Annotated in this window: 4 protein-coding genes; all 4 read right to left on the reverse strand. The window is 61.0% G+C overall.

Translation table 11 applies throughout. The features are described 5' to 3' along the window. Positions 1–51: 51 nt before the first annotated feature. On the reverse strand, positions 52–1,104 hold the full coding sequence (locus ACXRVY_RS20950; RefSeq protein ID WP_457266263.1) for an extracellular solute-binding protein: 1,053 nt from the start codon (positions 1,102–1,104) through the stop codon (positions 52–54). A 16-nt stretch (positions 1,105–1,120) separates the two neighbouring features. After that, the gene (locus ACXRVY_RS20955; protein WP_007995935.1) at positions 1,121–1,909 is read right to left on the reverse strand and encodes an ABC transporter permease; all 789 of its coding nucleotides are present in this window, start codon (positions 1,907–1,909) and stop codon (positions 1,121–1,123) included. Next, positions 1,906–2,823, reverse strand: coding sequence for an ABC transporter permease (locus ACXRVY_RS20960; protein WP_457266262.1), 918 nt, complete (start codon positions 2,821–2,823; stop codon positions 1,906–1,908). The genes ACXRVY_RS20955 and ACXRVY_RS20960 overlap by 4 nt, the downstream gene beginning before the upstream one ends. A 1-nt stretch (position 2,824) precedes the next feature. Continuing rightward, positions 2,825–3,386, reverse strand: a 562-nt coding sequence (locus tag ACXRVY_RS20965; RefSeq protein WP_458238145.1) for an ABC transporter ATP-binding protein, incomplete at its 5' end; no start/stop codon positions are given.

Genomic DNA, 3,386 nt, shown 5'->3' on the forward strand with positions numbered 1-3,386 from the left:
GTAGGAGCGAGCCTGCTCGCGATGGCCGCGACTCGGTTTCAAGTCAGGCAATCAACCCTTGAGCTTGGCCCAAATGCGGTCCTGCAGTTCCCGCGCCTTGTTGCTGCATTCCTTTTCCGGGCGCAGGCGCGAGGCGAATTCGTCGGGCATGTTGATGGCGTCCATGACCCGCCACTTGGCGTCGATCAGCTTGTCGCTCTGGATGCCATTGGCGTAGGCGATGGCGTTGGACACGGCGGCGGCGTTTTCCGGTTTCATCATCCAGTCGATGAAGATTTTCGCGTTGCCGGGGTGTGGCGCGCTTTTCGGTACCGCGAAGTTGTCCTGGAACATCGCCAGGCCTTCCTTCGGATACACATACTTGATGGTGCTCTTCTGCAAGGTGGCCCGCGCTGTAGAACCGTTCCAGTTCTGCATCATGATCACTTCACCGGAGGCCATGCGGTCGACGGTGTTGTCCGAGCTGTACATCTTCAGGAAGGGTTTCTGTTTTTGCAGCAGTTCGAGGATGCGCTTGGCGTCCTGGGGGTTCTCGCTGCATTCGTCGACATTCAGGTAGTGGCTGGCGGCGTTGATCACGCTGCTGGAGGTGTCGAGGGCCGCGAGCTGGCCTTGCAATTCCTTGCGCGGTTCGAAGAACTCTTTCCACGAGTCGTCGAGCTTGCCGCCGGGCACCCGGGCGCTGTCATAGGAAAACCCGGTGGTGCCCCACAGGTACGGCGCCGAGAACTTGCGCCCCGGGTCGAAGCCCGGGTCGCGGAACGCCGGTTTTACGTACTGGAAGTTGGGCAGGGCCGAGGCGTTGATTTCCAGCAACAGGTCCTGGTTGATCAAGGTGCGCATGATCGATTGCGACGGCACGATCACGTCATAGGCCGCGCCACCGGCCTGCAACTTGGCCAGCAGGGTTTCGTTGCTGTCGTAGCCGTCCATGGTGACCTTGATCCCGGTCTCCTTTTCGAACTTGGCCAGCAACTCGACCGGGTAGTAGTCGGTCCAGTTGTAGAAGAACAGTTCCTTGGGCTCGGCGGCCTGGGCGGTGAAAACGGTGAAGCAACTGAGGGCCAGACCGGCGACGCCGTAACGCATGCTTTTCAGGATCATTGTTAACGCTCCAGGCTTATTGTTGTTTGCCGCGCTGTCCCAGCCAGAAGGCCAGCACCACCAGCACGATGGATATCACCAGCATCAGGGTCGAGATCGCGTTGATCTCCGGCGTCACGCCGGCCTTGATGGCCGAGAAGATGTACACCGGCAAGGTGGTCGAACCGGGACCTGCGACGAAGAAAGTCATGATGAAATCGTCGAGGCTGACCACGAACGCCAGCACCGAACCGGACAGCACCGCCGGCCACAGCAGCGGCAAGGTCACCCGACGAAACACCTGCCAGGGGTTGGCGTACAGGTCGTTCGCCGCTTCCAGCAGGCTCTTGTCCAGGTCGTTGAGCCGCGCACGGATTGGCAGGTAAGCGAAGGGAATGCAGAAGCCGATGTGGGCGACGATCACCGTCAGCAAACCGAGCTTGATCCCCAGCGCCATGAACAGCAGCAGGGTGGCGACGGCGGTGACGATCTCCGGCAGGATCAGTGGCAGGTTGATTCCGCCCTCGACCATTTTCTGCCCGTAGAACGGCCGATAAGTTGCCAATGCCGCGAGCAATGCAATGGCTGTGGCACAGACCGTGGCGATGCTGGCGACGATGATCGAGTTCAGCGCCGCGGTCTGGATCGACGGGTTGGCCAGGATCCGTCCGTACCAGGCGAACGAGAACTCGGTCCACACCGTCGCCGAGCGGTTGGCGTTGAAGCTGTAGGCGATCAGCACGAAAATCGGCAGGTACAGATAGGCCAGCATCAACAGGCTGACTTCGCGGGTCAGGGGCAGTTTCTTCAGGTGCAGGGCGATCATGTTCGGGCTCCTGGGCGTTGGGTTTTGGCGGCATTGCGGCTATAGAGGGCGTAGAGCACCAGGGACAGCAACATGATCCCCAGCAACAGGAACGACAGCGAACTGCCCAGCGGCCAGTTGCGCGCGGTGCCGAATTGTTGCTGGATCAGGTTGCCGATCATCAGCGTCTTGCCGCCACCGAGGATTGCCGGGGTAATGAAGGCACCCAGGCTCGGTACGAACACCAGCAAGGCCCCGGCGATCACCCCCGGCATCGACAGCGGCAGGATGATCCGGCGCAACGCATGCCAGCGGTTGGCACCCAGGTCATAGGCTGCCTCCACCAGGCGCCAGTCGAGTTTTTCCAGGGTCGAGTAGATCGGCAGGATCATGAACGGCAGGAAGCTGTAGACCAGGCCGACGCTGACCGCGAAGTCGTTGTAGAGCAGGGTGATGCCCCCGGCTTGCGGCAACAGCGCGTTGAGGCTCTGGGCGACCCAGCCGTGTTCGCGCAGGATGATCAGCCACGCATAGTTGCGGATCAGCAGGTTGGTCCAGAACGGGATGGTGATCAGCAACACCATCAGGTTGCGTCGACGGGGCGTCAGGCTCGACATCCACAGTGCCACCGGGAAGCCGAACAGGAAACACAGGACCGTAGTGCCACCGGCCTGGAACACCGAGCGGATCAGTGCCTGGGCGTAGACCCAGTTCAGTTCCAGTTCACCGTCGAAACCTTCCTGGAAAAACAGCTGAACGTAACTTTGCAATTGCCAGTTGGCCTGCCAGTCGACGCCACCATAGACGTTGCGTGGCAACAGGCTGATGTAGCCCATGATGCCCAGCGGAATGGCGATCAGGGCCAGCAGGGTCAGGACCACCGGGCTGAGCAGCAGCGCACGGTTGAGGGCTGGAGAAGTGCTGCTGACGCTCATCTCAGGCCTCCATCAACAGGCAGGCATGGGGCGGCAGGTTGACCGCGACGCGATCACCCACCACCCGGCCGTGGTTCAGGCCTTCGTTGTTCTCGCGCAGCATGACCTTGATGTCGTTGTTCAGGCGGCATTGGTAGAGCGTGGCCGTGCCGACATACAGCACGGCTTCGATCACGCCGCGCAGGTGATGGGGCTGCGTCGGCTCGACCAGTTGCGAACGTTCGGGGCGAAACGCCAGTTGCACCTTGCTACCGTCGAAGCCCTGGGCCGGGCAGGGGATTTCCACTGGCATGCCGTTGGGCACAAAAAGCTTTTCGTTCTGCTGGCCGCGTTTGAGGTGGCCGGGGAGGAAGTTGATGTCGCCGATGAATTGCGCGACGAACTGATGCTGCGGCCGTTCGTAGATCTCGTTGGGCGTGCCGATCTGCAGGATCTTGCCGGCGGACATCACGGCGATGCGATCGGACAGGGTCAGCGCTTCTTCCTGATCATGGGTGACGAAAATGAAGGTGATCCCGGCTTCTTTCTGCACACGCTTGAGTTCGACCTGCATTTCCTTGCGC

The organism is Pseudomonas sp. P5_A2_2 (genome assembly GCF_054177685.1).